The organism is Halomonas sp. DP3Y7-2, assembly GCF_019800795.1.
GTDB classification, from domain to species: Bacteria; Pseudomonadota; Gammaproteobacteria; order Pseudomonadales; family Halomonadaceae; genus Halomonas; species Halomonas litopenaei_A.
In genome coordinates, this window is the sequence record NZ_JAHVKJ010000001.1 from 130,785 (window position 1) to 157,430 (window position 26,646).

Sequence of the window (26,646 nt, forward strand, 5' to 3'; positions counted from 1 at the left end):
CCGACGGCAACCGAGACTCACTGGCCAATCAGGCCGGCTTCCTTGAGCTCATCCATCCGCGCGAACAGCTCTGCCTGGGTATCTTCTGCCCAGGCCTCGACCTCGTCGGCACCCAGCCAGTTGGGGGTGACCCCTACGTCGACCAGCCAGGTCTGAAACTCTTCACTGTCATAGGCCTGCTGATAGGCCGCTTCCAGGGCCGTCAGGGCGTCTTCCGGCGTGTTGGCCGGCGCGGCCAGAATGACAAAGCTGCCCATCTGGATGTCGTAGCCCAGCTCACTGGCAGGGGGCACATCAGGGAAGCTCTCGCTCTGGACGTCGGTGAATTCCACCAGGCCCTTGGCGTTGCCGGCGGAAATCAACGACTCAAAATCCCCTAGGCTGGTCAGTGCAAAGTCCACCTCGCCGTTGAGCAGGGCTTCCTTCTGGGGCGCGGCACCGCCGGGATAGGACACGATCTTGAACGACACGTCGGCCTGGTCCTGCAGTTGCAGCAGGGTCAGGTGGGTACGGGAGCCCATGTTCTGAATACCCGCGCGCACCTCTCCGGGGGCCGCCTTGGCAGCGTCGATCAACGCCTCCAGGCTTGTATAGTCCGAGTCTGCGGGCACCACGATGGCATCGGGTTCACTGGTAATACGCGCAATCAGGTCGAGCTTGTCGATATCAAAGCCGGCCAGCATCCCCTGCCAGGGAATCGTCACCACGCTGTCGTAGGTCAGTGCCACCAGGGTGTAGCCGTCGGGCCGGGCTCCCAGCGTCTGGACCAGACCATTGGCACTCATCCCACCCTCGATGTTCTCGACATAGATGGTGCCATCGAGGGACGCCTCGGCAAGATTGGAGATCTTGCGGACGATGCCATCGGTGCCGCCGCCGGCGCCCCATGGCACGATCATGCGGATATCACGCTGGGGGTAGTCGGCCTGCGCGCTGGCACTGGCGACAACGATCAGGCCTCCCAGGGCCACGCTCATCAACTTGCGCATCTTGTTCACTCCTTGCCATTGTTGTTGGCGATTTGGGTCTGTTGGCATTGTGATTGCTGGCGGTGCGACTGCTGGCGTTACACTGATGGCCCTGCACCGGGGGCCGGTGGAAGCGGATACTGGCCTGCCCTGAAACATTGCCGCTTGGCGACGGCCGGTTCAGGAACCTCTTTTCCAGGCGCTTTACCTAGGGAAACACTGCATAAATTACTGCGCTCGACATCTCGGCTGCCGGCGGTGCTCAAGATCCTCATTTAACCGCTTGTAAACTCTGGTCTTTCCGCTCCGGCGGCTGCCGACCTATCATCGCTCGTAACATTTATTCAGCGCGTCCCTAAACGCTTTATGCAGGTAAGGCGAGAACGGCCTGCCACAGGTCATCGGGCACGTCGAGCAGGCTGTCGTTGTCTGCGTGGCGCCTATTTCCGGTGGATTGTCCCGGCCAGCGGGGCGGCCGGCCCGCGTCCACCGGCACGGCGTCGGCCAGGTGGCCGGCAAGCCCTTCGACCAGCGCATTGCAGGCCTCGAGTCCGGCCAGCTTGCGCGGGTCGAAGACCAGAAATACCTGGGAGGCGCCGCCACCGCTGCCGCGTCCCAGGGTATCGATATGATGGGTGGGGTTGCCCTGGGACAATAGCGCCGCCATCACGTCCAGCAGCATCGCCAGGCCAGATCCCTTCCAGTAGCCCGCAGGCAGCAGGCGTCGCGACTCAGCGATGGCGCCAGGATCGCGACTGAGCTGTCCCGCCTGGTCGAAGCCACCGTCCACCGGCAAGGACTCGCCGGCCAGGGCCAGGCTGTTCAGCTTGCCGTAGGAGAACTGCGACATGGCCATGTCCAGCACCATGGGGCCCTGCTCTGCAGGCACCGCCATGACCAACGGGTTGTTGCCGATACTCTGGCTGGCGGCCCCCCAGGCGGGCATGCAGGATTCGGTGTTGGTCCACATGATCGCGGCAAATCCCCGCTCGACCGCATGCCAGCCATAGCTGCCGCCGCGCATCCAGTGGGTGGTATTGCGCACGGCGACCAGCCCCATGCCATGCTCGGAGGCCAACTCCATGGCCCGCTCGGTGGCGCCGAGTGCGTGGCGAACGCCAATCCCAAAGTGGCCGTCGAAGACTTCCAGGGCGCCCAATCGTTGCACCAGGCTCAGCCGAGCAGCCGGATCGACCCACCCCTTGTTCAGGTAATCGACAAAACGCGGAATGCGGCCAACACCGTGGGAGACCACCCCGTCACGAGTACTTTCAGCATGAATGCGCGCGCACAGCTCGGCATCTTCCGGCGCCAGGCCCGCCGCATTCAGCACTGCGGCCAAACGCGAGCGCAGCTCGTCAAAGGTGACCTGAGTCATCGAACCTCTCCTTGAGGGTGGTGCCTCGCCGCTCAGGACCAGCACCGCCGGCGAAGATTAAGTACTACATCATACAAAGTTGCTGTATGAGCAACATAGACGGGGCCACCGCACAACGAAATGCGACTTTAGTGAAGCAGCGACCAGCAACGACGTCCCTTCGGCAACCCCGCGTCCCGACCGGGCGGCGCTATTACCCCCCTATCGCTACCAGATCGCCACCTTAACTCTGCTTTATCGCTAGCTTATCGCTGCTACGAAACAACGGTGCCTACCTTCGCTGCCTCCACCTTCCACCATGGTCGTACTCGCGCGAATTAATCATATGTACTACAAATATTGACAAATGAATGCCTCACCCATCGTGTCCCACCAGGAGATCCCATGATCGTCGACCACCGCACCTACACCATGGTCCCCGGCCGCTTGAACGCCTTTCTCGAGCTCTACGAACGCGAGGGTTTGCCCATCCAGCAGCGCCATTTGGGCAATCTGATCGGCTACTTCGTCACCGAGACCGGACCACAGAACCAGGTGGTGCACCTGTGGGGGTATGCCTCCGCGGCGGACCGGGAGCGCCGTCGCACGGCCATGGAACAGGACCCCGAATGGATCGCCTATCGCAAGAAAAGCGCCGAGGCCGGTAACGTCCAGCATCAGACCAACAAGCTGTTGCGCTCCACCCGCTTCTCACCGCTCTGAGCCAGGAGGTTTCATGACCCATCCCCACGGTGGACTCGCCCTGGTCAAGGCGCTGCAGCAGCAGCGGGTCGAGCGGGTATTCTGTGTGCCCGGCGAAAGCTATCTGGCAGCGCTGGATGCCCTCCACGAGGCCGAGATCGAGACCATTGTCGCCCGCCAGGAAGGTGGGGCTGCGATGATGGCAGAGGCCGATGGCAAGTTGAGCGGGCGCCCTGGCGTCGCCTTTGTGACCCGCGGCCCGGGCGCCACCAACGCCGCCAGCGGCGTGCACGTGGCCTATCAGGATTCCACGCCCATGGTGCTGTTCGTTGGCCAGGTGGCAAGCGACCAGCGCGATCGCGAGGCCTTTCAGGAGGTCGACCTGGTCGCCATGTTCTCGCCCCTGGCCAAGTGGGTCGCCAATATCGATCGGGTCGACCGCCTGCCGGAATACATCAGTCACGCCTTCCACGTGGCCCAGAGCGGGAGGCCTGGCCCGGTGGTGCTGGGCCTGCCGGAAGACATGCTGTCGTCAGACTGTGATGCGGCGCCAGTGCCTGCTGCCACCCTGCCTAGCGGACTCGCCGCGCAGCACGACGTGCAGGCAGTGATGCGCGCCATTGGCAGTGCCGAACGCCCACTGGTCATCGTCGGAGGCGGCGGCTGGTCGGCTCGCGCCGCCGAAGCGCTCGGCCATTTTGCACGCCTGTGCGAACTCCCCGTCGGCGCCTCCTTTCGCTGCCAGGACTACCTGGACAATCGCCATCCGAACTACGTCGGCGACGTGGGCATCGGCATCAACCCGGCGCTGGCCCAGCGGGTCCGTGATGCCGACCTGATCCTGGCCCTTGGGGCGCGCCTGGGCGAGATGACCACCAGCGGCTACACCCTGCTGACGCCACCGCTGCCACGTCAGCGGCTGATCCACGTGCATGCCGATCCCAGCGAACTTGGACGGGTCTACCGTCCTGAGCTGGCGGTGGTCGCGTGTGCGGGGGCGATGATCGAGCAGCTGGCGGCAGCGGCCGAGGCGCCCAGCGTCGAGCGCGGCGCCTGGGTCCGCGCCGCCCGCGACGACTACGCCAGCTGGCAACAGCCGGAGCCCACGCCAGGCGCGCTACGTATGGAGAACGTCATTGCACGGCTCAATGAGGTGCTGGGTGATGACGCCATCCTGACCAATGGCGCCGGCAACTACTCCGCCTGGCTGCACCGCTACTACCGCTATCGCGGCTTTCGCACCCAGCTTGCCCCTACCTCGGGCTCCATGGGCTATGGCTTGCCCGCCGCCATTGCCGCCAAGTTGCGCCATCCAGAGCGGGATGCCATCTGCCTGGCCGGCGACGGCTGTTTCCAGATGGTCTCCCAGGAGCTGGGCACCGCCTGCCAGTATGGCGCTGCGGTGGTGATTCTGGTGATCAACAACGGCATGTACGGCACCATTCGCATGCATCAGCAGAAGCGCTACCCACGGCGGCCGTCCGCCACCGATCTGGTCAATCCAGACTTTGCTGCCCTGGCCCGCGCCTATGGCGCCTTCGGCGAAACCGTGGACCACGATGACGCCTTCGCGGACGCCCTGTCACGTGCCCTGGAACATACCCGGCGCAGTGCCTCCCCGGCTCTGCTGGAGCTGCGCCAGGATCGCCAGGCCCTGTCTCCCCGGCTGACCCTGGAACAGCTCAATCCCTGAGGCGAGCGTGCTGGCAAAGCCGACCGACGCGCTGACCCGCTGCGCGCCAACGGCTGGACAGCTAAGACCAAAGGCCCGGCCGTCGATCAGACGGCCGGGCCTTTGGCGTGCAAGGGACCCATCCAGCGCCGCCAACGCCCTGGAGGAAAAGGCGGTGGCTGAGGCAGGTCAAGCTCAATACCTGGATAAAGGCCTGGGTCAGGGACGCGGCGGTGTCAGGCGTGGCAGACGTGACTCCAGCAGCGCCGCCACCTGCATCACTCGGTCATCAGCGAACTTCGGCCCGACCAGGTGCAGCCCCATCGGCAGTCCCTGCTCGTCCAGCCCGCAGGGCAAGGAGGCGGCGGGCTGTTGGGTGAGGTTGAAGGGGTAGGTGAAGGGGGTCCAGTCCATCCACTCCCGATAAGGCCCGCCCGGGGGTACGTTGTGGCCGGCGGCAAACGGCGAGATCGGCATGGTCGGGGTTACCAGCAGGTCATAGCGTTGATGGAACTCGCCCATGGCGGCGGTCAGCTCGCTGCGATGACGACGGGCGGCCAGATACTGCGACAGGGAAATTCCGGTGCCGCGTCGGGCGATCTCGAGGAAACCGGGGTCCAGCATGGCCTGCTGCGACTCATCGAGTCTCTCCAGCACCTGGGAAGCCCCGGCAAACCACAGGGTATTGAAGGTCTCGATGGGATCGGCGAACCCCGGATCAACCCACTCGACACTGGCGCCCAGGTCCTGCAGCAGCGCTGCGGCGCGGATGACTCCCTGGCGAATGTCCGGCGCTACCTCGACATAGCCAAGGTCGAGACTGATCGCGACCCGAACGCCGCGCAGGTGATCAGGCCGCGGCGCCTGCCAGTCGATGGGGCAACGCGGCCCCGCATAGCCATCGCGGCTGTCCGGCTGTGCCAGCAAGCGCATCATCAGGGCACTGTCTTCCACAGAGCGAGTCATGGGCCCCAGGTGGGACAGGGTGCTCATGGCGCTGGAGGGCCACTGGGGCACCCAGCCAAAGGTGGGTTTGATGCCAAAGGTGCCGGTAAAGCTGCAGGGAATACGGATCGAGCCACCGGCATCGCTCCCCTGATGCAGCATGCCAAGGTTGAGTGCCGCCGCCGCCCCGGCTCCTCCCGACGAGCCCCCTGGGGTCAGACGGGTATCCCAGGGATTGCGACAGATGCCATGCAGCGGGTTATCGGTCACCCCCTTCCAGCCGAATTCCGGCGACAAGGTCTTGCCGACGATGATGGCGCCGGCCTCGCGCAGAAAGCGCGATACCGGGGCATCGACAGCGGCAGGAGCATGGGCATCGCTGGTACGTGAGCCCAGCCGCGTCGGCATGCCCTGGGTCAACGTCAGGTCCTTGATGGTCACCGGCACGCCGTCCAATGGGCCGCACGGTCTGCCCTGTTGCCAGCGCAGGGTCGACGCCTCGGCGGCCGCCAGGGCATCGTCCCCCGCCACATGGGAGAAAGCGTTGACCCGTGGGTTGTCGCGGGCGATGCGCGACAGGCAATCTGCGATGACCTGGCTGGGCGTGCACTCGCCGCGGCGATAGGCCTCAAGCGCCTGGGTCGCTCCCAGATCAGCAAGCTCCGCCGCCTGGCCGGTCGTCACTGCAGCCTCATGGCTCATGCCTGGCCTCCCTGGTCAGCGGCAGCACTGCCATCACCGGCACTCTCGAGCATGGCGTGCAACAGCACATCGCAGCCGGCCTTGAGCTCCTCCGGCTTGGCATACTCGCTTTCGTTGTGACTGATACCATCCTTGCAGGGCACAAAAATCATCGCCGCCGGCGCCACCCGTCCCACGAAGATGGCGTCGTGGCCCGCGCCACTGACGATGTCCATATGGCTGAGCCCGTGGGCCTTGGCACCGGCACGCACGGCCTCGATGCAGCTATCGTCGAAGGCCTCCGGCGGAAAGTCGGCGGTGGGCGTCAGTTCTGCCGCCAGACCATGACGCTGGCTGACCTCCTGCACCACCTCAGCCAGCTGGGTCGCCATCGTCTCAAGGGTCAGCGGGTCCAGGTGACGCAGGTCGACGGTCATCTTGACCTGCCCAGGAATGACGTTGCGCGACCCGGGATGGGGCTGCATCACACCGACCGTACCGCGCCCGTGGGGGGCCGCGTCGCGCGCCATGCGGTTGATCGCGACGGTAATCTCGGCGGCACCCACCAGCGCATCCTTGCGCAGATGCATGGGCGTCGGTCCGGCGTGGGCTTCAACGCCGGTCAGGGTCAGGTCAAACCATTTCTGGCCAAGTGCACCGATGACCACTCCCAGGGTGGTGTCGGTATCCTCGAGCAGGGGCCCTTGCTCGATATGCGCTTCGAAGTAGGCCTTGACCGCAGAGGGGTCCAGCCGATCGCTACCACGATAGCCGATGGCATCCAGGGCCTCGCCCACGCTGACGCCAGCGTCGTCCTGGCGAGACAGCATGTCGTCCAGACCCAGCTGGCCGGCATAGACTCCCGAACCCATCATGCAGGGCGGAAAGCGGCAGCCTTCTTCGTTGGTCCAGGCGACCACGTCGATGGGCGCACGGGTAGTGATGGCATGCTGATTGAGGGTACGGACCACCTCAAGCCCCGCCAGCACGCCGAAGCAGCCATCGAACTTGCCACCGGTGGGCTGGGTATCAATATGGCTGCCGGTCATGACCGCCGGCAGGTCGGGTTCACTGCCCTCGCGACGCGCCACGATGTTGCCGATGGCGTCGATACGCACGCTCATGCCTTCCGCTTGGCACCAGCCGATAAACAGGTCACGGGCCTGGCGGTCGAGCTCGGTCAGGGCCTGGCGATTGACGCCGCCCTTGGGAGTGGCGCCCAGCTCTGCCAGGGACATCAGTGAGGCCCACAGGCGCTCGCCATCGCAGGCCAGGGTGGCAGTCGCTGCGGCTGCCGGGGAAGTGACGGTTGCTGTCATCAGAGTATCCTTGTCATTGTGCTGTTTCAGCGCCCCAGGGGAGCGGTGACGCTGGGTCCTGAGGGCGTAGCGTGGCCCCAGCCGAACGCAGCGGCCGGGGCGTCGCCAGGTCAGGCGCTGAGGGCCAGATAACGGTCACGTACCGCGGGATCGTCACGAAAATCATCGGCGCTGCCGGTGTAGACGATCTGGCCCTGTTCGAGGATGTAGTGGCGATCGGCCACCTCTTCGCAGACCCGCAGGTTCTGTTCGACCAGCAGTACCGACAGTCCCTCGCCGCGAATGGCCTTGAGGATCTTGACGATCTCGTCGACGATGACTGGCGCCAGGCCCTCGGTGGGCTCGTCCAGCAGCAGGATCTGGGGATCGTTGAGCAGCGCCCGGGCAATCGCCAGCATCTGCTGCTCGCCGCCGGACAGAGCGTTGCCGCGATTGCGTCGCCGCTCCTCGAGGCGGGGAAACCAGCGAAAGATATCTTCCATCTGCCAGCGACTGCCGCGGCGGACGGCGATCTGCAGGTTCTCTTCGACGCTGAGAATGCTGAAGATGCCACGATGCTCCGGCACCAGCGCCACGCCCTGGCGAGCAATCTGGAACGGTGCCTGGCCAAGCAGCGGCGTGCCTCGCAGGCTGATGCTGCCGGTCGGCGTATCGACCAGGCCCATGATGCTTTTCAAGGTCGTGGTCTTGCCTGCACCGTTACGTCCCAGCAGCGTCACCAGCTCGCCTTCACCGACCGTAAGCGATACCCCTTCCAGGACGTGGCTCTTGCCGTAATAGCTGTGAATATCCGTCAACTCGAGCATCAGGCGGCTTCTCCCAGATAGGCGTCTCTGACACGGGCATCATTGCGCACGCTGTGGGGGTCGCCCTCCACCAGCACCTGCCCCCGGTTCATGACGGTGATGGTGTCGCTGATCGACATCACGATGCTCATGTTGTGTTCGATCAACAGAATGCTGTGGTCTCGGCCCAGCTCGCCGATCAGCGTGGTCATGCTGGGGATATCGTCGATGCCCATCCCTGAGGTCGGCTCATCGAGCAACAGCAGGCGTGGTCGCGGGCAGATCGCCATGCCGACCTCGAGAATGCGCTGCTGGCCATGGGACAGCTCGCCCGCGGCCACCCCGGCACGGCCTGACAGACCAATGCGTTCGAGAATCTCGTCCGCTCGAGCCAGGTGCTCGCGACGCTTGTTCAGGCGTTGCCAGAAATTGAGGGCGCGCCAACCGTCGACCCCCTGGGCCGCCAGCCGCAGGTTCTCGTGCACGCTCAGCTCCTGAAACAGGCTGGTCACCTGAAACGAGCGCGACATGCCAAGCCCCACTCGGCCATGGGCTGGCTCGCGGGTGATGTCTCTCCCCTCCAGCAGGATCTTGCCAGCGCTGGGACGGCGCTCGCCGGTCAGGCAGTGGAACAGGCTGGTCTTGCCTGCCCCGTTGGGCCCGATCACGGTATGGATCTTGCCCTTGCCGATACGCAGGTTGACACCATCCACGGCGTGGAAGGCCCCGTAGGCGAGCACCAGGTCACGGGTTTCCAGCAGAGTGTCGGCGCCGGGACGCGAGGTTTGCGTGGTCATTGGTCGCCCTCCTTGCCATCGGTGCGCTTGCTACGACGTTCCAGCAGGCTGGACAGGCCGCCCCACAGACCGCCTCGCATAAAGATCACCACCGCGATCAGGGCCACCCCGAGCAGCAGCATCCAGCGCGGCCAGATCGATGACAGCAGATCACCCAGCAAGACGATCGCGCCGGCGCCCAGCAGTGAGCCGAACAGCGAGCCGGTGCCGCCGATGATGGTCATGATCAGGATCTGTTCGGACATCAACAGCTCGATGTTCGACAGCGGCACGAAGTTGAGCAGCATGCCGTAAAGGGCACCGGCGAGGGCGGTGATTCCCCCGGACAGCACGAACACCATGACCTTGAACAGTCGGGTGTCATACCCCAGCGCCGAGGCGCGCTGTTCGTTCTCGCGGATCGCCAGCAGGGTGCTGCCGAAGGGTGAGTCGGTGATGCGTCGTGCCACCACGTAGATGACCGCAAACAGCACCGCGACCAGCGCATAGAAGGCCAGCGGTGAGTCGAAGCTGATCAGGGTGGTGTCGCCCACTGCCAGGGGCGGACGTGGCACGTCGAGCAGGCCGTTGTCGCCACCGGTCCAGTCACTCAAGGTGTAGGCCAGGAAGTAGGCCATCTGGGTCAGGGCCAGGGTGAGCATCACAAAGTAGATGCCTTTACGGCGGATGCACAGCATGCCGACACCCAGCGCCAGCACGGCGCCCACCACCACCGCAATCAACAGGGCACCGACCAGCCCGGCATTGAGGTGGATCATCGCCAGGGCACTGATATAGGCCCCCGCACCGAAGAAGATGGCCTGGCCAAAGGACAGCAGACCGGTGAAGCCGAGCAGCAGATTGCAGGCCAGTGCGGCCATGGCAAAGATCAGAATCTCGGTGGCCAGGGTCGCCGACGGCAGCACCACCGGCAGCAGCACCATCACCGCCAGCATGGCCAACGTCGTCCCCGCCCCCAGGCGGCCCTTGAACCGGCTTGGGCGCGCGGCGGTGCTGGTAGGTTCCAGAGTCTTGGTCATCATCTCATGCTCTCCCGAACAGTCCGTGGGGACGCAGCAGAATCACCACCGCCATGGCGGCGTAGATCATCAGGCTTGCGCCTTGTGGCCACAGCGAGGTCATCAGGCTCTGCACCACGCCCACGATCAATCCCGCCACCAGGGCACCACTGAAGGAGCCCATGCCGCCAATCACCACCACCACGAACGCCAGCCCCAGAACCTCTGGGCCGATGAACGGATGGGCCCCGCGCAGGGGAGCCGACAGCACCCCGGCCAATCCCGCCAGGCCCACTCCCAGGGCAAAGGTGACCGAGAACAGACGAAAGATGTTGGAGCCCAGCAGCGACACCATCTCGGTGGACTCGCTGCCGGCCCGGACCAGGGCGCCGAAACGGGTCCGCTCCAGCAGCAGCCACAGCACGACGGCCACCAGGGCACTGAAGCCGATCAGGAACAGTCGGTAGTAGGGGTAGGCAAAGTTGCCGATGCGCACCACGCCCTGCAGGGCTTCCGGGGTGGGAATGCTCTTGCCCACCGGCCCCCAGATCATGATCGACAGTTCCTGAATGATCAGGGCGATGCCTAGCGTCACCAGGATCTGAAAGGTATGCGGCAAGTGGTAGATACGCTGGATCAGGCTACGCTCCAGCGCCCAGGCCAGCAGCGCGACCAACAGCGGTCCCGCCACCAGGGCCAGCCAGAAGTTGCCGGTCAGGCTGACCAGGGTGTAGCAGAGGTAGGAGCCGACCAGGAAGAAGGCTCCATGGGCGAAGTTGACGAAGTTCAACAGGCCGAAGATCAGCGTCAACCCCACCGAAATCAGAAAATAGATCATCCCGAGCCCCAGGCCGTTAAGGACCTGGAACAGATAGACATTAAGCATGGTCGCGGCTCCTGGAATGCCGAGGGCGGCGCCCCCGGCAGACGGACGAGGGCTGCCTTACAGCTGGCAGGGCGAATCTTCGGGGGCGACAAAGGACTGGCCAGCGCTGATCACGTCGGCATAGTCATCGTCATCGTCCATCTCGTCCTGAGCCTTGCCCTGGAGCAGGTAGTAATCCTTGATGACCTGATGGTCAGACGCTCGGATGGTTTCTTCGCCGGTCGGCCCTTGATAGGTGTACCCCTCCAGGGCTTCGATCAGCGCCGGACCTGTGCTGGCCCCGCTCTGATCGGCGACCTCCAGCATCACCCGCGTCATGGTGTAGTCCGCTGCCAGCGGATAGGTGGGCGTGATGTCATAGGCGTCGCGCACCGCTGCCACCAGCTCGTTGTTGAAGGGTGTATCCACCTCGTGCCAGTACTGGGCGCCGAAGTAGATGCCTTCGACATTGGCGGCACCCAGCTCTTCGAACTGGTCCAGGCCCGCCGACCACACCATCAGAATATCCATCTGATCATTGAGGCCGAAGTTGCGTGCCTGGCGCAGGGCGTTGGAGGACTGGGCGCCAAAGTTGAGCAGCACCAGTACATCAGGAGAGGCCGCCATGGCGTTGGTCAGGTAGCCGGAGAATTCCTGCTCCTGCAGCGAGTGATAGCTGTTGCCCACGTGCTCGACACCGGCTTCCTCGAAGACGGCCTTGGCGTTGTCGAGCAGCGCCTCGCCGAACACATATTCCGGGGTGATGGTATAGAACCGCTTGGCCTCGGGCAGCGCTTCCATCAACGGCACCAGAGTTTCGCGAATGGCGCCGTAGGTCGGCACCGACCAGCGGAAGGTGGAGGCGTTGCACTCGGTGCCGGTCAGTTCGTCGGCGCCGGCAGGCGTCATGAACACCCCCTCGACGCCAGCCACTTCCTTGCCTACCGCCAATGCGGTGGAGGAAAGAGTGGCGCCGTTGAACAAGCGGGCCCCATCCTGGTTGATGGCTTCCTGCACCTTGCGGATGGCCCGGCCGGCATTGCCTTCGGTGTCCAGGCTGACGTAGTCGATATCACGTCCCAGGGACGTTCTGGCTTCTTCCACCGCCAGGCGAGACCCCATTTCGGCGTACTTGCCATAACTGGCGAAGGCGCCAGACAGCGACTTCACGCCGTAGAAGGTCAGGGGTTCCTGATCCTGGGCCAGCAACGGCTGGGCCACGAGTCCAAGGGCCAGGGCGGAAAGCAGAAGGGGTGTCTTGCGCACTGTCATTGTTATTCCTCTTGTCGACGTCATCGGAGTGGATGAGGGGTCGCTGACGTGGGTGGCTTGGTTGTTGTTATAAGGGACGCTGTTGTTGTTATAGGTCGCTGTGGGCTGTCGCCGGATCGGGCTAAACGGGATCAGCCGCTTTCGCCCAGCACCTCGGGCGACACCAGAAACTGGTTGGCCATCTCGCCTTCCAGGGCCGACATGTGGTGCTCGGCATCACACATGTGCTCGAACATAAGACGGCGCACCGCTTCACGGTCACCGTTGTCAAAGGCTTCCATCAGGGCGATGTGGTAGCGAATGTTGGACTCATCAAAGGCATGACGTTCCGGCCGATAGGCCTTCTTGATCACCACCAGGTCGCGCAGTAGATCGTTGAGAAAGGTGCTCATGAAACGCAGCAGCGGATTGGGACAGTACTCCGCCAGAATGTTGTGGAACTCGAGCTCCAGCATGCGGTGCTGGCGCTGGCTCAGTTCATCTTCATGGGGCCGCTGGCAGTGGACGATGTTGTCACGCAGCCGCTCACGTCCGGCCTCATCAAGATGATCCATGGCCGCTACCGCGACCTCCACTTCTACCATCCGACGCAGCTGATAGACCTGGCTGCCATCCACGTGCTGAAAGTGCAGAAAGTTGCGCAGCGCGCGGCAGGCCGGGTCGATGGTCACTTCTCGGATGATCGCGCCACCGCCTGGCCCCGTCTTCAGCACCACCAGCCCCTCTACCTCAAGCACCCTGAGGGCCTCACGAATCGTGCCCTTGGCGCATTCATAGCGCTCCATCAGGGCTTTTTCGTTGGGCAGCCGGTCCCCTGGCGACAGGTTCTCCATCACGATCTTCTGCTTGATGTCCTCGCAGATCAGGTCGGCGAGCTTCTGACGGCGCTGGGGAAAAGAAGTCGGCACGGGCATCTCGGTCATTTATTCGAATAAATATAAGGATTAGTCCCAATGCGCGAATTGGTCAAGTCAATTTATGCCAACGCCAGCAGACCCAATTACGTTTAGATTTACTTACCTGAGCGAAAACAGAGTGGTGTTTTATCAACTTTCTACAGACGCCATGCTGCCGTTATGTCACGACCATTCGGCTATCACCGCTCGGCGCTTAGCCTGACCAGGACAGCCCGGACAAGACAGCCCGGACAAGACAGCCCGGACAAGACAGACCAGATAAAACAGCTAGACCACGACAACGACAGGCCATGACCACCAGGCCCCGGCCCCAGGCGGCTGACAGGAGACCCACCATGCTGACCTTCGACACTCTGGAGACTCGCCCCGACGCCACCGCAGAGAAAGCGGATAACAGCGACCTGAACCATCACTACTGGATGCCGTTCACCGCCAACCGGGACTTCCACGCTCACCCACGGCTGATCCACGGGGCCGAGGGTCGCTACTTCATCGACGATCGCGGGCGTCGGCTGTTTGATTCCCTGTCAGGCCTCTGGACCTGCGGCGCCGGTCACAACCGGGTCGAGATTCAACAGGCGGTGGCCCAGCAGCTAGGCAGCCTCGACTATGCGCCGAGCTTCCAGGTGTCCCACCCGCTGGCCTTCAAGCTGGCGGAAAAGGTCGCCAGTCTGACCCCCAAGGGGCTCGACCATGTGTTCTTCACTGACTCTGGCTCCGAGTCCGCCGATACCGCGTTGAAGATGGCCAAGGCCTACTGGCGCCTCAAGGGACGCCCGGAAAAGACCCGCATGATTGGCCGCGCCAAGGGCTACCACGGGGTCAATGTCGGCGGCACCAGCCTTGGCGGGATCGGCGGCAACCGCAAGCACTACGGCCAGCTGATGGACGCCAGCCACCTGCCCCATACCCTGCAACCGTCACTGGCCTTCACCCGCGGCCAGGCCGACACCGGGGCAGAGCTGGCCGACGCCCTGCTCGAGCAGATCGCCCTGCACGACGCCTCCAACATCGCGGCGGTGATCGTCGAACCGATGTCAGGCTCCGCCGGCGTCATCGTTCCGCCGAAGGGCTATCTGGATCGTCTGCGCGAGATCTGCTCGGCCCACGATATCCTGCTGATCTTCGACGAGGTCATCACCGCCTTCGGGCGTAGCGGTGCCCGTACCGGAGCCGAGGCCTTCGGGGTGACGCCAGACCTGATGACGGTGGCCAAGCAGATCACCAACGGTGCGGTGCCCATGGGCGCGGTGATTGCGTCCAACGAGATCTTCGACACCTTCATGCACGCAGGCGGTGCCGAGCACGCCATCGAATTCACCCATGGCTACACCTACAGCGGACATCCAGTGGCCTGTGCCGCGGCCCTGGCCTCGCTGGAACTGTTGGAGCGGGAAGACTTTCCCGGCCAGGTCAGAGCCATCGCCCCCGCCTTCGAGGACCGTCTGCATGCCTTGAAGGGTCGCCCCCATGTGGTCGATATCCGCAACTATGGCCTGGCCGGAGCGATCCAGCTGGCACCACGGGACGGCGACCCGAGCATTCGCCCAAGGGACGCACATCTGGCCCTGTGGGAAGCGGGTTTCTACGTGCGCTTTGGCGGCGATACCCTGCAGTTTGGTCCTCCTTTCGGCACCACAGAGGCAGAGCTCGAGCGACTGTTCGACGCCGTGGCCACCACCCTCGACCGCCTGGCGTAAGCACATTGAGCGCCCCAGGGGGCAAATATCAGCGCTGACGGGTGAGTAGCAAGAACGGTTATCCACGCCACATCGACAGCCTGTGGACAACCTTTACACCCATCATTCACAGCATTATCCACAGGCAGGTGTCATGCCTGCCTGTGGCCACTGTTCACACCGATATCGTCGCTGGACCCAGCGTCCAGACATCACCCTTCAAGACAAGAGGTCTTCAATGGAATACGTCAGTCACTGGATCAATGGCCAGGACCTGGAGTCCAGCCGCACCTTGCCGGTCACCAATCCCGCCACCGGCGCTACCATCCGCCAGGTGGCCGAGGGCGATGCCACCACCGTGCAGGCCGCCATCGAGGCAGCCAAGGCCGCCTTCCCGGCCTGGCGCGACACCCCGCCAGCCAAGCGCGCTCAGGTGATGTACCGGTTCAAGGCGCTGCTGGAGCGTGACGCCGAGCGTCTGGTCCAGCTGATCAGCGAGGAACACGGCAAGACCGTCGAAGACGCCATGGGCGAGCTCAAGCGCGGTATCGAGAACGTGGAATACGCCTGCGGCGTACCGGAACTGCTCAAGGGCGAATACTCCCACAACGTGGGCCCCTCCATTGATGCGTTCTCCAACTTTCAGCCGCTGGGGGTCGTCGCGGGCATCACTCCGTTCAACTTCCCGGCCATGGTGCCGCTGTGGATGTACCCGATGGCGATTGCCTGCGGCAACGCCTTTATCCTCAAGCCTTCCGAAAAGGACCCCTCCGCAGCGGTCGCGGTCGCCAAGCTGCTGGAAGAGGCAGGCCTGCCCCAGGGCATCATGAGCGTCGTACAAGGTGGTCGTGAGACCGTGGAGGCGCTGCTGGATGCCCCCGACGTCAAGGCCATTTCCTTTGTTGGCTCCACTCCCATCGCCGAAACCATCTACCGCCGTGGCGCCGAAAGCGGCAAGCGCGTGCAGGCCCTCGGTGGCGCCAAGAACCACGCCATCGTGCTGCCCGACGCTGACATCGACAATGCCGCCAATACCCTGATGGGGGCTGCCTTCGGCAGCGCTGGCGAACGCTGCATGGCCATTTCCGTGGCGGTGTGTGTCGGCGATGACACCGCTGATCGCTTGATCGAGGCGATGACGCCGAAGATCGCCGCGCTGAAGATCGGCCCCGGCACCGACAAGGGCCTGGACATGGGTGCCCTGGTCACCGCCCAGCATCGTGACAAGGTGCTCGGCTATATCGAGAAGGGCATTCAGGAAGGCGCCGACCTGGTCGCCGATGGGCGCGACCTGGTGGTGCCAGGCCATGAAGACGGTTTCTTCGTCGGCGGCTGTCTGTTCGACCGGGTTACCCCGCAGATGACCATCTATGCAGAAGAAATCTTCGGCCCGGTGCTGTGCGTGGTGCGGGTATCGAGCCTGGATGAAGCCATCGACCTGACCAACGCCCACGAGTACGGCAACGGCACCTGCCTGTTCACCCGTGACGGTGAAGCGGCACGCCGCTTCACCGATGCTATCGAGGTTGGCATGGTCGGCATCAACGTGCCGCTGCCGGTACCGGTGGCAAGCCACAGCTTCGGTGGCTGGAAGCGCTCGCTGTTTGGTGACCTGCATGCCTACGGCCCTGACGCGGTGCGCTTCTATACTCGCCGCAAGGCCGTGTCCCAGCGCTGGCCATCCTCCTTCGAGACCGCCAAGGCTGAGTTCAACTTCCCTTCCGGCGGACAGTAACCCCTGCATTCGATACAACAACGGGCCCTCAGGGGCCCGTTTTCTTTTGCCGTCACACGCTATTGTCACTCCACGCCGAGCGGCGAACAAATCCCTTGCACAGCCCTTCCACCGATTACCACACGCTTATTCACAGCCAGCCCGCACACTTATCCACACCCTTGTCGGCGCACTACCCTCTCGTCAGGCTTGCTGTTCGCTCGCGGAAAGCCACGTTCACCTGCTACCTGTCAGCGTCGCAACGGCGGCGACGGCCATGACGCCAAATGAGTCATGCCTGGTTTGGCCATAGTTGAGCCATAGTTTGGCGACAGTTGGGTCATCGTTTGGCCATACCTTGCTTTAGCCGCGCTTTGTTTAGCCACGCTTTGTTTAGCCGCGCTTCGACTAGCCACACTTTGACCAGCCACAGCCGGCGTAGCAGGTGGGGCAACCGTCCATCATGATCAGCTCGCCGCGACACTCGGGGCAGTGGCCAACCACCGCGGGGCCGGCGCCTTCACCTGCGCCATCCGCGACGGGCTTGCCATCCAATGGCTCGACCGCGCCGTTCGGGGTCTCGTCCTCGACCTCGGCGGGGAACCAGCCGTGACCGGAGGCCTGACGCCTGGCATAGCGGCTGACCAGCTCCTCCACCGGCACCTGGTTGCCGTCGATGTCGAGAAAGCCGCGGCGATAGAGGATCTGCTGGATCGACCAGGCAATCGCGGCAACCTCGGAGTCGTGGAACATCGGCTTGTTCCAGCGGTTCATGCCGCAACGCACCAGGCCCTTGTCCCAGGCCACCTTGCGCAGATCGGCCACCGCCTGGGTGACGTAGCCGCCGCGGGCGGCCAGCGACAGGCTGCGCATGGTGGCGGTGATCCACTGGTGTTCGCTGGACAGCTGACCGGAGGGAAAGAAGAACTCCACCGGGCGCTCGATGATCACGCGCTGTCCGTTCAGCACCCCTTCCACCGGCATAAAGGACACCAGCAGGTAGACCTTCTTGCGGCCTTCGGCGCCGACGTAGGAAATCTTCTCGGACACCGCCTCAAGCGTCCCCTCGGGGCGCGAGGGAATGCGCATGGTCAGCGGGTTTTCTTCGGGCAGAGGGGGCGGCACCGGGGCCGCAGGGGCCTCTTCGCTCTTGACCCGGTAGCCCACGATCTTGGATGTGATTTCGACAGCCATCAGCAGGCTCCTCCACAAAGATTATTCAGACGCGATGCCCACAGGCGCCGGCCACCACGCAACGACCTTTCGCCCCAGGCGTTACCACTTGCCATAGGTCCCCTCCTTCAAGGCGTCGTAGAGGTTGGCGGCATTGTGCTCCTCGCCGTCGTAGATCACCGTCTCGTCGCCCTTGAGTTCGAGGGTCTCGCCGTTCTCCAGCTCGAACACGTAGGTGGTGTTCTTGAGGTCATCCTCGCGCACCAGCACGCCCTGGAAGGCCTCCGGATTGAAGCGGAAGGTGGTACAGCCCTTGAGGCGGCTCTGGTAGGCGTCCAGATACAGGTCCTTGAACGCCTCGAAGGCAAAGTCGGTGGGCACGTTGACCGTCTTGGAGATCGCCGAGTCGACCCAAGCCTGGGCGGCGGCCTGCACCGCCACGTGCTGCTTGGGTGTCACCGCATCGGCGGTGATGAAGTAATCCGGCAGGTCGCTCTCTACCGCCTCGGCGTGCATGAAGTGACGATAGGCGGCCAGCTCGAAGGACACCACCTCGACCTGCTCCTTGGTCTTCTTGCCCGCCTGGATGACGTTACGGAAGTAGCGATGAGAGAACGACGGCTCGATACCGTTGGAAGCATTATTGCCCAGCGACAGGCTGATGGTGCCAGTGGGGGCAATCGAGGAGTGATGGGTGAAGCGCGCCCCATGCTCGGCCAGCTGCGCCACCAGTTCAGGCTCGACCTCGGCGATCTTCTGCATATAGCGGCTGTAGCGGGCATGCAGGATGCGGCCTGGCACCTTGTCGCCGGCCTCGTAACCATCGCGGCTCAATTCTGGACGTTCACGCAGCATCCTGGGGGTCAGCTCGAACTCCTGTTCGAGAATCGGCGCCATGCCCTTCTCGCGGGACAGCTCCAGCGCCTGCTTCCAGCCCTCCACGGCCAACACCCGACTGACTTCCTCGGTAAAGACCAGCGATTCGGCGCTGCCATAGGGCATCTTGAGCATGGTCATGGTCGATCCCAGTCCCAGAAAGCCCATACCATGGCGGCGCTTGGCCTCGATCTCGCGACGCTGGCCGGACAGCGGCAGGCCGCTGATCTCGACCACGTTGTCGAGCATGCGGGTGAAAACGGCGACCACCTGTCGGTACTTGTCCCAGTCAAACCGCGGCGCCTCACCAAACGGGTCGATCACGAAGCGAGTCAGGTTGATCGAGCCCAGCAGGCAGGCCCCTTCCGGTGGCAACGGCTGCTCCCCACAGGGGTTGGTGGCGCGGATCTCTTCGCAGAACCAGTTGTTGTTCATGCGATTGACCTGGTCGATCAGGATGAAGCCAGGCTCGGCGTAGTCGTAGGTGGAACGCATGATGGTGTCCCACAGCTCGCGCGCCTTGATCACCTCGACCACGCGGCAGGCCACGCGCCCTTCGGCGTCCACCGTGTAGCCGTCCTCGATCAGCGGCCAGTCACGGTAGATCAGGTCCTTGTCCTCGATATCGCCCTTTTCGCCCGAGTGCAGGGGGAAGGCCAGCGGCCAGTCGGCGTCCTCTTTCACCGCCTCCATGAACTCGTCGGTGATCAGCAGGCTGAGGTTGAACTGGCGCAGTCGACCGGCTTCACGCTTGGCCTCGATAAACTCGCGAACATCGGGATGGCCAACGTCGAAGGTGCCCATCTGAGCGCCGCGGCGCCCCCCGGCGGAGGCCACGGTGAAACACATCTTGTCGTAGATATCCATGAACGCCAGGGGGCCATTGGTGCCGGCACCAGCACCGAACACGAAGGCTCCCTTGTGGCGCAGGGTGGAAAACTCGTAGCCGATGCCGCAGCCGGCCTTGAGGGTCATGCCGGCGTCCACCACGCTGTCGAGGATGTCGTGCATGGAGTCGCGGATGGTGCGGGACACGGTGCAGTTGATCAGGCTGACGGCGGGCTTGTAGCCCTCGGCGCCGGCGTTGGAGGTGATCCGGCCCGCCGGTACGGCACCGTTCTCCAAGGCCCAGCGAAACTTTGGCAACCAGGTGTCAGCGGCCTCGCCCTCTACAGCAGCCAGCGCCTTGGCCACGCGCTCCCAGGTGGCCTGGAGGTCGCTATCCACGGGCTGGCCGTGACGGTCCTTCAAGCGGTACTTGGCATCCCAGATATCATACGAGGGACCCTGCATGGGAACCTCCTGCGACAGGGCGGCGGCCTTGGCGGATGTGGTCATGAACACATGTCTCCGATGAAATTGCCGGCAAAGAAACGAGGTAACAAGGGCGTCGACGCGCGTTACGGCCAAGGTCGATCGCTCTACTAGATATAGTTAAATTTTTGGCCGGCGGCACAATATAAACGAAAAAACCGGACACGGAAGGCCCGGTTTTTAAATTGCCTTTGGCGCATAAACGGTCACGCCTGGACCGGCGAGGACCTGGCGGGGACGCCAACCGTCCGGCGCATCCTAGACGGTGCGGGAGAAGCGCCCACTTTCCGCCACCAGGTAGGCGTCGAAGGCCATGGCCAGATTGCGCATCATCAGCCGGCCTGCCGGGCGCACCCTGAGTGCGTCCTGCTTGATCTCGATCAAGTCGTCCTCGCGCATCTCTTCCAGCTGGTTCAACGCCGCCGCGAAGTGCTGCTGAAAGTGGATACCATGACGATCTTCGAACTCGGCAAAGCGTACCTCGCCGTGGCACATCAGGGCAGTGATCAGCTCTGCGCGCAGCTGGTCCTCTTCGGTCAAGCGGTAACCACGCAGCACCGGCAGCCGCCCGGCCTCAAGGTGCTCGGCGTATTCGGCGGTGGTCTTGACGTTCTGGCTGTAGGCATCGCCCACCTTGCCGATGGACGTCACCCCCAGGCCGATCATGTCGCACTGGGCATGGGTCGAGTAGCCCTGGAAATTGCGCTGCAGGGTGCCATTCTCACGGGCCAGACTGAGCTCATCCTCGGGCAAGGCAAAATGATCCATGCCGATATAGACGTAGCCCGCCTGGGTCAGCCGCTCGATGGTCAGCTCGAGCAGCTCGAGCTTGCGCCCAGGCGGTGGCATGTCCTCGTCACGGATCAGCCGCTGCGCCTTGAACAGCGACGGCAGGTGGGCGTAGCTGTAGGCGGCGATACGATCGGGCCTGAGCGCTACCACCTTGGCCAGCGTGGTATCGAAGCTGTCGCGGGTCTGCAGCGGCAGCCCGTAGATCAGATCCACCGACACCGAGGCGAAGCCCGCCTCTCTGGCGGCATCCATCAGCGCCGCTACCTGGGCCTCACTCTGCAACCGGTTCACCGCTTTCTGCACCAGGGGGTCGAAGTCCTGAATGCCGAAGCTCAACCGATTGAAGCCCATGGCCCGCAATTCATGTATCTGCTGGGGCGTTACCGTGCGCGGGTCCACTTCCAGCGAAAATTCACGACGGGACATTGGGGCGAAGGAAAAGTGTTGCGCCAGGCTGTCGATCAGCCCAGCCAACTGAGCGTTAGTCAGAAAGGTGGGGGTCCCACCGCCCAGGTGCAGCTGAGCCAGTTCACGCTGGCCATCGAACAGTTCGGCCTGCAGGGCGATCTCGCGCTTGAGCAGGCCCAGATATTCGGCGGCACGCTCGCGATTGTGGGTAATGATCTTGGAGCAGGCGCAGTAGTAGCAGAGGCTTTCGCAGAAGGGCACGTGCACGTACACCGAGAGCGGCTTTGGCGTTCCTTGCTGGCTGCGTTGTACCGCCTGTCGGTAGTCATCGACACCGAAGCCCGCATGGAAATTTGGCGCGGTGGGGTAGGAAGTGTAGCGCGGGCCGGGGCGATCATACTTTTCGACCAGGCTGCGCTGAAACGGCAATACATCGGATGACATCGACAAGGCCTCTCATGACACGACCGCCCGACGGCGGCATCTGTCGGCATTGTCTCACGTCATCTCGGCTTGGCTCCGATAGACGAAGCCAGACATGATCTGCATCAAATCAGTATCAGGACGTCACCCTCTGGCAGGTCAGTCTCTGGTGCTAGCGCATGACGGTCGCCACCGCAATGATGCCTGTCTGATTCCCTTGATCCCCATCAAGCATAGTGCGTAGCGACTACCTCTCCCTAGCTAAAGTTGACCAGCGTCATAGGGTATTGTCGCTGAGCGCTCCAATACTCGAGAGTCCCAAGGGTTTCCGGCAGCTCTGGCTTGCCGACACAACGACCCCGGACAGACTCGGCTGGCGGCGTGGCATGCCTTGCCCACGCTGCCCGTCCGCAGACCCAATCCCGAGGAGCGCTCATCATGAAATGGTTCCCCCTGGCCGCGCTTGGCGCCGCCTGTCTGTTCAGCCTCGCTGCCCACGCCGCGGGCGACGCCGCCGCCGGTGAAACCAAGGTCGGGGCCTGCGCCGCCTGCCACGGCACCGATGGCAAGGCCACTGGCCCCATCTATCCCAACCTGGCAGGACAGAATGCGCCCTACCTGGAAGGCGCGCTGAAGGCCTACCGCGACGGCCAGCGCAGCGGCGGCATGTCCGCCATTATGGCCCCCCAGGCGGCTGCACTGTCCGATCAAGACATCGCCGATATTGCCGCCTACTACTCCTCACTGACGCCCTGACAACAGATCACGACGCTGCTAGGCCACCCAGCGAAGCGCCCCGTGGGCGCTTCGCGACAGGAGGTCATCCTATGGCCCATGCCCCTCGCCCACTGCCGGTCGGCCGCTCTCGCCCAGGGAGTTCGACGACCCTAGCGCTGGCCGCGCTCGCGCTGGTGCTACTGGCGCTCTGTCTGTGCCTGCCCGCCCAAGCGGTCGAGTTCGACCAATACCCAGGGGAGCTCGGCAGCGCCAAGGCGGATCTCTCCCTGATGCAGGACACCTTTCCCGGTATCGACCGCAGCGAGCCCGTGCCGGGCCTTTCATGGCCGGTCAATGCCCTCTACCGCGGCGATGAACTGCTCGGCTATGCCTTCGAGAGCGCCGAGGTCGCCCCCATCCCGGCCTACTCGGGCAAGCCGGTCAATCTGCTGATCGCCATCGATCCCAGCGCCAGCCTGCGTCTGGCCAAGGTGCTCGACCACTCCGAACCGATCATGCTGGTGGGTATTCCTGGCGAGAAGCTCGATACCTTCGCCAGCCAGCACCAAGGCGCCTCGGTGGAGACCCGGCTGGAGGTGGGCGAGGATGTCGACGCCATCTCCGGCGCCACCGTGACCGTCATCGTGGTCAATGACACCATCATGCGTTCGGCTCGCCAGGTCGCTGCCGCCCTGGGACTGATCGAAGACCCCGCCGCGCGGCCGATTGCCAGCGTTCGTAACGATATCTTCGCCCCCGCTGACTGGTCGGCACTGCTCGCCCAAGGGGCCCTGGGCCACCTGATGCTGACCCAGGGCGAGGTCGACGACGCCTTTATCGGCACCCCCGCCGAACACTACCTGAGCGGCCAGCGGCCCCCTCGGGGCGCTACCTTTATCGATCTCTACCTGGCCTACCTCAATGCCCCCACCATCGGCCGCAATTTACTAGGCGAGCGCGGCTACGACAGCTTGATGGAGAGCCTCGCCCCGGGCGAGCACGCCATTGCCCTGCTCGCCGATGGCAGCTTTTCCTACAAGGGATCGGGCTATGTGCGCGGCGGTATCTTCGACCGCATAGAGCTGGTCCAGGGCAACGCCTCCATCAGCTTCCACGACCACGACCAGCGGCGACTGGCGCAGCTGGCCATCGACGCTGCGCCGACCTTCAGCGAACGCGACATCTTCATCGTGCGCGAGGGGGCTCACTTCGATCCAGGCGAACCCTGGCAGCTCAATCTGCTGGTGCGTCGCGCCTCGGGCCCACTGACCCAGGAGTTCACCCGCTTTCACCTGGAGCACCGCCTTCCGGAAGCCTTTATCGAGCGGCCCGAGCCGGTGGACCCCACTCCCCTGTGGCTAGAGATGTGGCAGCAGAAGCGCCTTGAACTGACCGGCCTGGGCGTGGGACTGCTGATACTGTCATTGATTCTGACCTTCCAGAACGCCCTGGCTCGCCGACCACAGCTGCTACGCCCACTGCGCAAGGCCTTTCTGCTCTACACCCTGGTCTACATCGGCTGGGTCTGTCTGGCCCAGCTGTCGGTGGTCAACGTGCTGACGCTGACCCACGCACTGATGCACGGTTTCCACTGGTCGGCATTCTTGATCGACCCGTTGATGTTCGTGCTGTGGGTGTTCGTGGCAGCCACCCTGGTGCTGTGGGGGCGCAGCGTGTTCTGCGGCTGGCTATGTCCCTTCGGCGCCCTGCAGGATCTGGTCAATCAGCTGGCGCGTCACTTCAAGGTTCCCCAGGTCACCCTGCCGTTCTCCGTTCATCAGCGCCTGTGGGTCATCAAGTACCTGATCCTGTTTGGCCTGGTCGGGGTGTCCTTCTACGACCTGGCACAAGCAGAACGACTGGCCGAGGTGGAACCGTTCAAGACCGCCATTACGCTGCACTTTCTGCGTGACTGGGGCTATGTGCTCTACGCCGTGGCCCTGATGACCGCCTCGCTATTCATGCACAAGGCCTACTGTCGCTACGTCTGCCCTCTAGGAGCAAGCCTCGCCATCGCCGGGCGCATCCGCCTGTTCGACTGGTTGAGACGCCACCGAGGCCAGTGCGGCACCCCCTGCCAGATCTGTGCCAACGACTGCGAACTGGTGGCGATCTATCCCGACGGCCGTATCGAGCCCTCGGAGTGCCACTACTGCCTGGACTGCCAGATCACCTTCGACGACGACCGTCGCTGCCCGCCTCAAGTCAAGCGCCGCAAGCGCCTGGAACGGGATGGAGCAACCGCGCGCGCCAGCGGAAGTGACGCAGAGACCCGCGGATCAAGCCAGGATGGCGACCCGCGGCGTATACCTTGCCTTGAGGAGAACTGAAGTGAGTGACGATTCCCGCAGTATCCAGAATCTGGCCCGCCGTCATTTCCTGCGCAACAGCGCGGTCACTGGCGTCGCCGGCGCTGGCCTTGCCAGTGGTATGGTCGGAGGTGTCGGCACCGGCGCCCTGCTGGCCAGCCCCAAGGCTCGCGCCAGTGAAGGCAATGGTGAGGTCGCCCCGGGACAGCTCGACGAGTACTACGGCTTCTGGAGTGGTGGCCATTCCGGCGAGGTCCGGGTGCTGGGCATTCCCTCCATGCGCGAGCTGATGCGCATTCCCGTCTTCAACACCGAAAGTGCCACCGGATGGGGCATCACCAACGAGTCACGTCACATCCTCGGTGACTCTGCACGCTTCCACAACGGTGACGCCCACCACCCCCATGCCTCCCTTACCGACGGTCGCTACGATGGCAAGTATCTGTTCATCAACGACAAGGCCAATACTCGGGTGGCACGGATCCGCCTTGATGTGATGAAGACGGACAAGATCACGACCATTCCCAATGTCCAGGCGATCCATGGCCTGCGCCTGCAGAAGGTCCCCTATACCAAGTACGTCTTCGCCAACGCCGAGTTTCCGATTCCCCAGATCAACGATGGTCGCGACCTGGAGAATCCAGAGAACTACTACACCATGTTCAATGCGATTGACGCCGAGACCATGGAAGTGGCCTGGCAGGTGATCGTCGACGGCAACCTGGACAATACCGACGCCGACTATACCGGACGCTTCGTCGCCTCCACCTGCTACAACTCCGAGAAGGGCATCACCCTGGCCGACAGTATGCGCGCCGAGCGGGACTGGGTAGTGGTGTACGACGTCGAGGCCATCGAGGCAGCCGTCGAAAAAGGCCAGTTCGAGACCCTGGGCGACTCCCCCGTGCCAGTGCTGGACGGCCGCCATGGCTCGCCACTGACGCGCTATATCCCGGTGCCCAAGAACCCCCACGGCCTCAACACCTCACCCGATGGCAAGTACTTCATCGCCAACGGCAAGCTGTCGCCGACGGTATCGATTATCGCGATCGACAAACTGCCGGCCCTGTTCGATGACGAGATAGAGCCAAGAGACACCGTCGTGGCTGAGCCCGAGCTGGGCCTGGGGCCGCTACACACCACCTTCGATGGCCGTGGCTTTGCCTACACTACGCTGTTCATCGACAGCCAAGTCGCCAAGTGGAACATCGAGGAGGCGATCCGCGCCTACAACGGCGAGGACATCAACTACATCCACCAGAAGCTCGACGTTCACTACCAGCCGGGGCATAACCATGCGAGCCTGTGTGAAACTCGGGAAGCGGATGGCAAGTGGCTGGTAGTGCTGTGCAAGTTCTCCAAGGACCGCTTCCTGCCGGTGGGCCCGCTGCACCCGGAAAACGACCAGCTGATCGATATCTCTGGCGACACCATGAAGCTGGTGCATGACGGCCCGACCTACTGCGAGCCCCATGACGCCATCATGCTGCGCGCCGACCAGCTCAACCCCATCCAGGTCTGGGACCGACAGGACCCATTCTGGGCACCAACCCGGGCCATGGCTGAGGCGGATGGCATCACCCTGGAAACCGACAACAAGGTGATACGCGACGGCAACCAGGTACGCGTCTACATGACTTCGGTGGCTCCTCAATACGGCATCACCGAATTCAAGGTGAAGCAGGGTGATGAGGTCACGGTGGTGATCACCAACCTGGACACGGTGGAAGACCTGACCCACGGCTTCTGTATGGTCAATCACGGGGTGTCCATGGAGATCGGGCCGCAGCAGACCGCTAGCGTTACCTTCACCGCAGACCGTGCCGGCGTTCACTGGTACTACTGCAACTGGTTCTGCCACGCGATGCACATGGAAATGTTCGGTCGCATGCTGGTGGAGAAAGCCTGACGACGTGCCATGCCGGGCGCTGACTGCGCCCGGCATGGGCGCAGGCGCCACTCA

The 26,646-nt window shown here is 63.6% G+C and carries 20 protein-coding genes; 7 read left to right on the forward strand and 13 right to left on the reverse strand.

The window, feature by feature from the left end; all coding sequences use genetic code 11:
• Nucleotides 1-17: 17 nt before the first annotated feature.
• Both KUV45_RS00600 and yiaK read right to left on the reverse strand, forming a co-directional pair.
• Nucleotides 18-989, reverse strand: coding sequence for a tripartite tricarboxylate transporter substrate binding protein (locus KUV45_RS00600; protein WP_222162415.1), 972 nt, complete (start codon nt 987-989; stop codon nt 18-20).
• Between the two features lie 343 nt (nt 990-1,332).
• On the reverse strand, nt 1,333-2,346 hold the full coding sequence (gene yiaK, locus KUV45_RS00605) for a 3-dehydro-L-gulonate 2-dehydrogenase (RefSeq protein ID WP_222162414.1): 1,014 nt from the start codon (nt 2,344-2,346) through the stop codon (nt 1,333-1,335).
• A gap of 384 nt (nt 2,347-2,730) precedes the next feature.
• On the opposite strand from yiaK, the gene KUV45_RS00610 reads away from it, so the two are divergent.
• Entirely contained in the window at nt 2,731-3,048 is a 318-nt protein-coding gene (locus KUV45_RS00610) for an NIPSNAP family protein (RefSeq protein ID WP_206943748.1), read from the forward strand.
• A gap of 13 nt (nt 3,049-3,061) precedes the next feature.
• The gene (locus KUV45_RS00615; protein WP_222162413.1) at nt 3,062-4,720 is read left to right on the forward strand and encodes a thiamine pyrophosphate-binding protein; all 1,659 of its coding nucleotides are present in this window, start codon (nt 3,062-3,064) and stop codon (nt 4,718-4,720) included.
• Nucleotides 4,721-4,918: 198 nt separating this feature from the next.
• Here the strand turns inward: KUV45_RS00615 and KUV45_RS00620 are convergent, their stop codons facing one another.
• The 8 genes from KUV45_RS00620 to KUV45_RS00655 all read right to left on the reverse strand — a co-directional run bounded on the left by KUV45_RS00620 (nt 4,919) and on the right by KUV45_RS00655 (nt 13,269).
• Nucleotides 4,919-6,346, reverse strand: coding sequence for an amidase (locus KUV45_RS00620; RefSeq protein ID WP_222162412.1), 1,428 nt, complete (start codon nt 6,344-6,346; stop codon nt 4,919-4,921).
• On the reverse strand, nt 6,343-7,644 hold the full coding sequence (locus tag KUV45_RS00625) for a Zn-dependent hydrolase (protein WP_222162411.1): 1,302 nt from the start codon (nt 7,642-7,644) through the stop codon (nt 6,343-6,345). Before KUV45_RS00625 ends, KUV45_RS00620 begins: the two co-directional genes overlap by 4 nt.
• 110 nt (nt 7,645-7,754) lie before the next feature.
• Entirely contained in the window at nt 7,755-8,450 is a 696-nt protein-coding gene (locus KUV45_RS00630) for an ABC transporter ATP-binding protein (protein ID WP_206943740.1), read from the reverse strand.
• Nucleotides 8,450-9,226: an ABC transporter ATP-binding protein gene (locus tag KUV45_RS00635; protein WP_206943738.1), complete on the reverse strand. Its 777-nt coding sequence runs from the start codon at nt 9,224-9,226 to the stop codon at nt 8,450-8,452. The genes KUV45_RS00630 and KUV45_RS00635 overlap by 1 nt, the downstream gene beginning before the upstream one ends.
• On the reverse strand, nt 9,223-10,248 hold the full coding sequence (locus KUV45_RS00640; protein ID WP_224851947.1) for a branched-chain amino acid ABC transporter permease: 1,026 nt from the start codon (nt 10,246-10,248) through the stop codon (nt 9,223-9,225). The genes KUV45_RS00635 and KUV45_RS00640 overlap by 4 nt, the downstream gene beginning before the upstream one ends.
• Before the next feature lies 1 nt (nt 10,249).
• Nucleotides 10,250-11,110, reverse strand: a complete 861-nt coding sequence (locus KUV45_RS00645; protein ID WP_206943736.1) for a branched-chain amino acid ABC transporter permease — start codon at nt 11,108-11,110, stop codon at nt 10,250-10,252.
• A gap of 57 nt (nt 11,111-11,167) precedes the next feature.
• Entirely contained in the window at nt 11,168-12,361 is a 1,194-nt protein-coding gene (locus tag KUV45_RS00650; protein WP_206943734.1) for an ABC transporter substrate-binding protein, read from the reverse strand.
• A gap of 131 nt (nt 12,362-12,492) precedes the next feature.
• Nucleotides 12,493-13,269: a FadR/GntR family transcriptional regulator gene (locus tag KUV45_RS00655; protein ID WP_374107005.1), complete on the reverse strand. Its 777-nt coding sequence runs from the start codon at nt 13,267-13,269 to the stop codon at nt 12,493-12,495.
• A gap of 428 nt (nt 13,270-13,697) precedes the next feature.
• On the opposite strand from KUV45_RS00655, the gene KUV45_RS00660 reads away from it, so the two are divergent.
• Both KUV45_RS00660 and KUV45_RS00665 read left to right on the forward strand, forming a co-directional pair.
• Entirely contained in the window at nt 13,698-14,978 is a 1,281-nt protein-coding gene (locus tag KUV45_RS00660) for an aminotransferase class III-fold pyridoxal phosphate-dependent enzyme (protein WP_308126692.1), read from the forward strand.
• A 217-nt stretch (nt 14,979-15,195) separates the two neighbouring features.
• Nucleotides 15,196-16,692: a CoA-acylating methylmalonate-semialdehyde dehydrogenase gene (locus KUV45_RS00665; protein ID WP_206943728.1), complete on the forward strand. Its 1,497-nt coding sequence runs from the start codon at nt 15,196-15,198 to the stop codon at nt 16,690-16,692.
• 387 nt (nt 16,693-17,079) lie between these two features.
• Here the strand turns inward: KUV45_RS00665 and KUV45_RS00670 are convergent, their stop codons facing one another.
• The 3 genes from KUV45_RS00670 to hemN form a co-directional block, all read right to left on the reverse strand.
• Entirely contained in the window at nt 17,080-17,865 is a 786-nt protein-coding gene (locus tag KUV45_RS00670; RefSeq protein ID WP_222162408.1) for a ribonucleoside-diphosphate reductase, read from the reverse strand.
• Between the two features lie 81 nt (nt 17,866-17,946).
• Nucleotides 17,947-20,058, reverse strand: coding sequence for an adenosylcobalamin-dependent ribonucleoside-diphosphate reductase (locus tag KUV45_RS00675; RefSeq protein ID WP_222162407.1), 2,112 nt, complete (start codon nt 20,056-20,058; stop codon nt 17,947-17,949).
• Between the two features lie 234 nt (nt 20,059-20,292).
• Nucleotides 20,293-21,678, reverse strand: a complete 1,386-nt coding sequence (gene hemN, locus KUV45_RS00680; RefSeq protein ID WP_222162406.1) for an oxygen-independent coproporphyrinogen III oxidase — start codon at nt 21,676-21,678, stop codon at nt 20,293-20,295.
• A gap of 417 nt (nt 21,679-22,095) precedes the next feature.
• Here hemN and KUV45_RS00685 point away from each other — a divergent pair, with 417 nt between their 5' ends.
• The 3 genes from KUV45_RS00685 to nosZ all read left to right on the forward strand — a co-directional run bounded on the left by KUV45_RS00685 (nt 22,096) and on the right by nosZ (nt 26,592).
• Nucleotides 22,096-22,413, forward strand: a complete 318-nt coding sequence (locus KUV45_RS00685; RefSeq protein ID WP_222162405.1) for a cytochrome c — start codon at nt 22,096-22,098, stop codon at nt 22,411-22,413.
• Between the two features lie 71 nt (nt 22,414-22,484).
• Entirely contained in the window at nt 22,485-24,704 is a 2,220-nt protein-coding gene (locus tag KUV45_RS00690) for a NosR/NirI family protein (RefSeq protein ID WP_224851945.1), read from the forward strand.
• A complete protein-coding gene (gene nosZ, locus KUV45_RS00695; protein WP_222162404.1) occupies nt 24,664-26,592 on the forward strand; it encodes a TAT-dependent nitrous-oxide reductase in 1,929 nt (642 codons plus the stop codon). Before KUV45_RS00690 ends, nosZ begins: the two co-directional genes overlap by 41 nt.
• Nucleotides 26,593-26,646 lie beyond the last annotated feature (54 nt).

Coding starts and splice junctions, on each gene's coding strand:
- KUV45_RS00660 (WP_308126692.1), top strand. CDS start 13,698: ATGCCGTTCACCGCCAACCGGGACTTCCACGCTCACCCACGGCTGATC.
- KUV45_RS00675 (WP_222162407.1), bottom strand. CDS start 20,058: ATGACCACATCCGCCAAGGCCGCCGCCCTGTCGCAGGAGGTTCCCATG.
- KUV45_RS00670 (WP_222162408.1), bottom strand. CDS start 17,865: ATGGCTGTCGAAATCACATCCAAGATCGTGGGCTACCGGGTCAAGAGC.
- KUV45_RS00685 (WP_222162405.1), top strand. CDS start 22,096: ATGAAATGGTTCCCCCTGGCCGCGCTTGGCGCCGCCTGTCTGTTCAGC.
- hemN (WP_222162406.1), bottom strand. CDS start 21,678: ATGTCATCCGATGTATTGCCGTTTCAGCGCAGCCTGGTCGAAAAGTAT.
- KUV45_RS00625 (WP_222162411.1), bottom strand. CDS start 7,644: ATGACAGCAACCGTCACTTCCCCGGCAGCCGCAGCGACTGCCACCCTG.
- KUV45_RS00610 (WP_206943748.1), top strand. CDS start 2,731: ATGATCGTCGACCACCGCACCTACACCATGGTCCCCGGCCGCTTGAAC.
- KUV45_RS00640 (WP_224851947.1), bottom strand. CDS start 10,248: ATGATGACCAAGACTCTGGAACCTACCAGCACCGCCGCGCGCCCAAGC.
- KUV45_RS00665 (WP_206943728.1), top strand. CDS start 15,196: ATGGAATACGTCAGTCACTGGATCAATGGCCAGGACCTGGAGTCCAGC.
- KUV45_RS00690 (WP_224851945.1), top strand. CDS start 22,485: ATGGCCCATGCCCCTCGCCCACTGCCGGTCGGCCGCTCTCGCCCAGGG.
- KUV45_RS00635 (WP_206943738.1), bottom strand. CDS start 9,226: ATGACCACGCAAACCTCGCGTCCCGGCGCCGACACTCTGCTGGAAACC.
- KUV45_RS00615 (WP_222162413.1), top strand. CDS start 3,062: ATGACCCATCCCCACGGTGGACTCGCCCTGGTCAAGGCGCTGCAGCAG.
- KUV45_RS00600 (WP_222162415.1), bottom strand. CDS start 989: ATGCGCAAGTTGATGAGCGTGGCCCTGGGAGGCCTGATCGTTGTCGCC.
- KUV45_RS00650 (WP_206943734.1), bottom strand. CDS start 12,361: ATGACAGTGCGCAAGACACCCCTTCTGCTTTCCGCCCTGGCCCTTGGA.
- KUV45_RS00620 (WP_222162412.1), bottom strand. CDS start 6,346: ATGAGCCATGAGGCTGCAGTGACGACCGGCCAGGCGGCGGAGCTTGCT.
- yiaK (WP_222162414.1), bottom strand. CDS start 2,346: ATGACTCAGGTCACCTTTGACGAGCTGCGCTCGCGTTTGGCCGCAGTG.
- KUV45_RS00630 (WP_206943740.1), bottom strand. CDS start 8,450: ATGCTCGAGTTGACGGATATTCACAGCTATTACGGCAAGAGCCACGTC.
- nosZ (WP_222162404.1), top strand. CDS start 24,664: ATGGCGACCCGCGGCGTATACCTTGCCTTGAGGAGAACTGAAGTGAGT.
- KUV45_RS00645 (WP_206943736.1), bottom strand. CDS start 11,110: ATGCTTAATGTCTATCTGTTCCAGGTCCTTAACGGCCTGGGGCTCGGG.